The 5,642-nt window shown below is 55.8% G+C and carries 7 protein-coding genes; all 7 read right to left on the bottom strand.

Annotated features, from left to right (window positions below; translation table 11 throughout):
• Positions 1-162 precede the first annotated feature (162 nt).
• The 7 genes from rplQ to rplO all read right to left on the bottom strand — a co-directional run bounded on the left by rplQ (position 163) and on the right by rplO (position 5,509).
• Positions 163-582, bottom strand: coding sequence for a 50S ribosomal protein L17 (gene rplQ / locus VGP75_RS06320; RefSeq protein WP_327542847.1), 420 nt, complete (start codon positions 580-582; stop codon positions 163-165).
• A gap of 187 nt (positions 583-769) precedes the next feature.
• Complete coding sequence (locus VGP75_RS06325; RefSeq protein WP_327542848.1) at positions 770-1,786, bottom strand: DNA-directed RNA polymerase subunit alpha; 1,017 nt, start codon at positions 1,784-1,786, stop codon at positions 770-772.
• A gap of 112 nt (positions 1,787-1,898) precedes the next feature.
• On the bottom strand, positions 1,899-2,288 hold the full coding sequence (gene rpsK / locus VGP75_RS06330; RefSeq protein WP_008236527.1) for a 30S ribosomal protein S11: 390 nt from the start codon (positions 2,286-2,288) through the stop codon (positions 1,899-1,901).
• Positions 2,289-2,302: 14 nt separating this feature from the next.
• Entirely contained in the window at positions 2,303-2,671 is a 369-nt protein-coding gene (gene rpsM, locus VGP75_RS06335; RefSeq protein ID WP_110278008.1) for a 30S ribosomal protein S13, read from the bottom strand.
• A 244-nt stretch (positions 2,672-2,915) separates the two neighbouring features.
• A complete protein-coding gene (locus VGP75_RS06340; protein ID WP_327542849.1) occupies positions 2,916-3,575 on the bottom strand; it encodes an adenylate kinase in 660 nt (219 codons plus the stop codon).
• Positions 3,572-4,930: a preprotein translocase subunit SecY gene (gene secY / locus VGP75_RS06345; RefSeq protein WP_327542850.1), complete on the bottom strand. Its 1,359-nt coding sequence runs from the start codon at positions 4,928-4,930 to the stop codon at positions 3,572-3,574. Before secY ends, VGP75_RS06340 begins: the two co-directional genes overlap by 4 nt.
• Positions 4,931-5,035: 105 nt before the next feature.
• Positions 5,036-5,509: a 50S ribosomal protein L15 gene (rplO, locus tag VGP75_RS06350; RefSeq protein ID WP_327542851.1), complete on the bottom strand. Its 474-nt coding sequence runs from the start codon at positions 5,507-5,509 to the stop codon at positions 5,036-5,038.
• Positions 5,510-5,642 lie beyond the last annotated feature (133 nt).

Genomic DNA, 5,642 nt, shown 5'->3' on the forward strand with positions numbered 1-5,642 from the left:
TTGGGCCGCAAACGATCCGCCAGCGGGCGCGGGCCGTTGGGGGTATTGCTGGAGGTGCTGTCAAAAAGATCGGCCATGGCAGAAACATAAGCTTTGTTCAAAAAAGCGAAAGCCCCGCCAGAATGGCAGGGCTTTGCGAAAATCAGGTGATGCTTGGGAAAATTAATCCTCAGCGGCCTCGTATTCGGCCAGACGTGCCTTGTCAGCCGCGCCTTTTGCATCGACGTCGCGGTCGACGAATTCGATGATCGCCATCGGGGCCATGTCACCATAACGGAAACCCGCTTTGATGATGCGGACATAGCCGCCCTGACGCTCGGCGTAGCGTGGGCCGAGTACTTCGAACAGTTTCGCGGTGTGCGATTCCTGCTTCAACTGCGCGTTGGCCTGACGGCGTGCGTGCAGATCGCCGCGCTTGCCAAGTGTGACCAGCTTTTCAACGATACGGCGCAGTTCTTTCGCCTTGGGCAATGTTGTCTTGATTTGCTCATGCTCAATGAGCGAGCCAGCCATGTTCGCGAAGAGCGCCTTGCGGTGCTCATGTGTGCGGTTCAGGCGGCGGTAACCTCGTGCGTGACGCATGTGATAGTCTCCATTTTGTTTTAGGATGGGCCGATGCGATGCGTGTCGCTGGCTCCGTTAGTGGGGCGGAATTGCCCAGGATGTTCCCCGCTCTTGCAGGCATTTTTGGTGTGACGCAGCCCCGGGCTTGATCCGGGGCCTCGCGCTTGGTGCAGTTCCCGGATCAAGTCCGGGATTTTCGGATCAGTTAAAACTGATCCTCAAACTTCTTCGCCAGATCTTCGATGTTGTCCGGCGGCCAGTCCTCAACGTCCATGCCAAGGTGCAGACCCATGCCTGACAGCACTTCTTTGATCTCGTTCAAAGATTTGCGGCCAAAGTTCGGTGTGCGCAGCATTTCCGCTTCGGTTTTCTGGATCAGATCGCCGATGTAGACGATGTTGTCGTTCTTGAGGCAGTTTGCCGAACGGACAGACAGTTCCAGTTCGTCCACTTTCTTGAGCAGCAGCGGGTTGAACTCGAGCCCGTCATCGTCAGCGCCAGCAGTGGCTGATTCAGGCTCGTCAAAGTTGACGAAGATCGACAACTGGTCCTGCAGGATACGGGCAGCGTAGGCCACAGCATCATCAGGTGTCAGCGACCCGTCGGTTTCAACTTTCATAGTCAGCTTGTCATAGTCCAGAACCTGACCTTCGCGGGTTGGCTGCACGTCATAGCTGACTTTTTTCACAGGCGAGTAGATCGCATCAACGGCCATCATGCCGATCGGTGCGTCTTCAGGCTTGTTCTTGTCGGCAGCGACATAGCCCTTACCGGTATTCACGGTCAGTTCCATGTAGAGGTCAGCGCCTTCGTCAAGGTGGCAGATCACGTGATCCTTGTTGAGTATCTCGATACCTGCGGTTTCGCTGATGTCGGCGGCTGTCACGACGCCGGGGCCTTTGGCCTGAACGGCCAGACGCTTGGGGCCTTCGACCTCCATGCGGATCGCAACACCTTTGAGGTTCAGGACGATATCGGTGACGTCTTCACGCACACCGGACACGCTTGAGAACTCGTGCAATACGTTGTCAATCTGAACAGCAGTAATCGCGGCGCCCTGAAGGGAGCTCATCAAAATGCGGCGCAGGGCGTTGCCCAATGTCAAACCAAAACCACGCTCGAGCGGTTCTGCAATGACGGTTGCCTGACGCGCAGGATCGTTGCCTGGCTTAACTTCTAATTGAGTCGGCTTAATCAACTCAGCCCAGTTCTTGTGGATCATATGTCCCTCCATACTAGTCTGCCTTCATGTCCAAAAAGGCAAACGCCCGAGGTTAAAATGACGGATTGGGGCCATGCAAAATCATGCACGACCCCAAGGCGTTTGGGTGTAATTAGACGCGGCGACGCTTTGGTGGGCGGCAACCGTTGTGGGCCATTGGTGTCACGTCACGGATCGATGTGATGTTGAAACCAACTGCGGCCAATGCGCGAAGCGCGGATTCACGACCGGAACCAGGACCCTGCACTTCGACCTCAAGCGTCTTGACGCCGTGATCTTGTGCTTTCTTGCCTGCATCCTCAGCAGCCATTTGCGCCGCATAAGGTGTGGATTTCCGTGAACCTTTGAAACCCATCGTACCGGCGGACGACCAAGAAATAGCGTTGCCCTGTACGTCGGAGATCAGAATTTTTGTGTTGTTGAAAGAAGAGTTCACATGCGCAACACCGGCTGCGATGTTCTTGGAAACCTTCTTCTTGGTGCGTTTTGTATCACGTGCCATTGATCAAGCCTCCCTTATTTCTTCTTACCAGCAATGGCCTTTGCAGGACCCTTGCGTGTACGTGCGTTTGTGGATGTCCGCTGACCGCGAACCGGCAGGTTACGACGGTGGCGCAGGCCACGGTAGCAACCAAGGTCCATCAGACGCTTGATGTTCATCTGTGTCTCGCGACGCAGGTCACCTTCCACTGTCAGGTTGGCGTCGATGTATTCACGGATCGACAGCACTTCTGCATCAGAAAGCTGGTTTACACGGCGCGCGCGATCAATGTTGGTCGCTGCGCAGATTTCTTCGGCTTTGGCAGAACCAATACCGGTGATGTAAGTAAGGGCGATTGGAACCCGCTTTGCAGTCGGGATGTTTACGCCGGCAATACGTGCCACGTTGCTATTCCTTTTCGTTGCGGGTCCGTCGTTCCAGACCCTTTTTTCACAACGGAAGCCCGGACCTTTGGGGCGCCGGGCTGCGTCATATCGAGGTGCCTTGTGATCTTTGGGGGCGACCCATCAACCACAAAATGATTCCCAGTTGGGATGGCGCTGTTTAGGGGGCATTTGCCAAGGCGTCAAGGCGCTGGGGCAGCACAATAGGCGATTTGCCAATTCCACCCTGCCCCATTGCAAAATATCAGGATTTTTCGGCCTGACCCAGTGCCGAAGCGATACTCGCAGCCACATCTTCCATGCTGGCCAGACCATCCACAGACTTCAAGTCACCCTTGGCATAATAATAACCGACCAGCGGGCTGGTCTGTTTGTAATAAGCCATCAAACGGGTCCGCAGGCTGTCTGCGTTGTCATCGGCGCGGCGCTGGAAATTCGAGCCGCCACAATTGGTGCATTTGCCATCCGCCGGGATCGGCTTGGTGTTATCATTATAGACCTCACCACAATCGCCACAGGTCGCGCGTGCCGTGATGCGGTCAACAAGCGCCTCGTCATCCACTTGCATCTCGATCACGCAGTCAAGGTTCTCACCCATCTCGACCAGCAGATTTCCCAACGCATCAGCCTGCGCCAATGTGCGCGGGAAGCCGTCAAAGATATAGCCGCCTTTGCCGTCATCAGTTTCAAGCTGTTCGCGGATCAGGCCGATCACAATCTCATCGGTCACAAGATCACCACGGTCCATCACGGCCGCTACAGTCTTGCCCATTTCGGTCCCGCTGGTGCGGGCGGCGCGCAGCATATCGCCAGTGCTCAACTGCACCATATTGCGTTCTTCAACAAGCTTGCGTGCCTGTGTTCCCTTACCCGCCCCCGGCGGTCCCAGCAGAATGATATTCATCGGCGTGATGGCCCTTTACGTTTTGCGCTACGCTTGCCACGCAATTGAGACTTCTCAATCAGGCCTTCGTATTGATGTGCCACCAAGTGTGACTGGATTTGCTGGATCGTGTCCATACCCACAGACACAATAATCAGGATAGATGTGCCGCCAAAGTAGAACGGAATGGCCAGTTCGGCGCGGATGATCTCGGGCAACAGCGCCACAAGCGCCAGATAACCAGAGCCCAGAACGAGAATACGCGTAAGGACATAGTCGAGGTATTCCTCGGTCTTCTTGCCGGGGCGGATGCCGGGCACAAATCCGTTCTGGTTCTTCAGGTTCTCGGCAACGTCCTCGGTCTTGAAGGCCACTTCGCGGGTGTAAAAATACGTGAAGAAGATGATCATGCCACCAAAGAAGATCAGATAGAGTGGTTGGCCAGGCCCAAAGAGCGCCAGAACGGTCGACATGAACGGGCCAGACGATCCGCCGCTGAACGTGCTTATCGTTGTTGGCAGCAACAGCAAGGCAGAGGCAAAGATCGCGGGGATCACACCAGCGGGGTTGACTTTGATCGGCAGATGGCTGGTCGAGCCGTCATAAACCTTCATGCCGCGCTGCTGACGCGGGTACTGGATGTGGATCTTGCGCAATGACCGCTCCATGAAGACCACAAACGTCAGAACCACGATCAACATCAGGATAATCCCCACGATGACCAGAGGGCTGATCGCACCGGAACGACCCTGCGACAGGAACTGTGCAAGAGCGGCCGGGATTTCGGCGATAATACCGACGAAAATGATCAAGGAGATACCGTTGCCGATACCGCGGGCCGTGATCTGCTCACCCAACCACATCAGGAACATACAGCCGCCAACGATGGTGATGACAGTCGAGGCCTGGAAGAACAGGCCCGGATCAGCCGCAAGACCACCGGCCTCAAGGCTGACAGCAAGGCCGTAGGCCTGTGCAGTGGCCAGAACGACAGTGAAATAACGGGTATATTGGTTCAGCTTGCGGCGGCCCTGCTCACCCTCTTTCTTGAGGTTCTTGAGCGGCTCCCACATGGATCCCAAGAGCTGCATCACGATCGAGGCAGAGATGTAGGGCATAATGCCAAGCGTAAAGATTGCCATGCGTGACAGGGCACCACCGGTGAACATCGACAGGATGCCGCCAATGCCCGATTGCGCGTCTTCCATGAACTGCTGCAAGGCAATACCATCAATTCCGGGAACCGGAATAAACGTGCCAAGACGGTAGATAATCAGCAAACCAATCGTAAACAGGATGCGCTGACGCAGTTCAGTTGCTTTGCCGAAGGCGCTCCAACTGACGTTGGCTGCCATTTGCTCTGCTGCAGAAGCCATATGGGTCTCTTTTCAATAGAAACGCCGCGATACCGTTTCCCGGATCGCGGCGTTTGGGAAAACTTGAAGAGGTATGTAAGCGACGGTGACGCCGCTCACAAGGTCTTACTCAGCCGCAGCCGGTGCTGTGACAGTCAATGTGCCGCCAGCCTTTTCAACCGCCTCAACAGCGCCCTTGGAGGCACCGGTGACAGCAATCGTTGCTTTGGCCTTGAAATCGCCTTTGGCAAGAACGCGGATACCGTCGTTCTTGCGACGCACCAGACCGGACGCGATCAACGCATCTTCGGTGATGTCGGCTTTGACGTCGATCTTGCCTTCGTCGATGAATTTCTGAATCAGACCAAGGTTGATGACAGCGAAAGTCTTGCGGTTCGGCTTGTTGAAGCCGCGCTTTGGCAGACGCTGGTAGAGTGGCATCTGGCCGCCCTCATAGCCTTTGATGGCTACGCCGGAACGCGATTTCTGACCTTTGATACCACGGCCACCGGTCTTACCTTTGCCGGAACCTGGACCACGGCCAAGACGCTTTTTGCCTTTGGTGGCGCCCGGGTTGTCTGAGAGTTCGTTCAGTTTCATGTCGCTTCTCCTTTTGCCGGAATTGGCCCCCAGCGACGGGAGCGGCCAAACACGGCGTTACATCTGAGTCGGAGGCGGATGCCTGCCGACTGGTGGCGTATAGACGGGGGGATGGGTGGCGTCAAGAATGGGA

It is taken from the genome of Yoonia sp. (genome assembly GCF_036007805.1).
In the GTDB taxonomy this organism is placed as follows: Bacteria; Pseudomonadota; Alphaproteobacteria; order Rhodobacterales; family Rhodobacteraceae; genus Yoonia.

Coding starts and splice junctions, on each gene's coding strand:
- rplQ (WP_327542847.1), bottom strand. CDS start 582: ATGCGTCACGCACGAGGTTACCGCCGCCTGAACCGCACACATGAGCAC.
- VGP75_RS06325 (WP_327542848.1), bottom strand. CDS start 1,786: ATGATCCACAAGAACTGGGCTGAGTTGATTAAGCCGACTCAATTAGAA.
- rpsK (WP_008236527.1), bottom strand. CDS start 2,288: ATGGCACGTGATACAAAACGCACCAAGAAGAAGGTTTCCAAGAACATC.
- VGP75_RS06340 (WP_327542849.1), bottom strand. CDS start 3,575: ATGAATATCATTCTGCTGGGACCGCCGGGGGCGGGTAAGGGAACACAG.
- secY (WP_327542850.1), bottom strand. CDS start 4,930: ATGGCTTCTGCAGCAGAGCAAATGGCAGCCAACGTCAGTTGGAGCGCC.
- rplO (WP_327542851.1), bottom strand. CDS start 5,509: ATGAAACTGAACGAACTCTCAGACAACCCGGGCGCCACCAAAGGCAAA.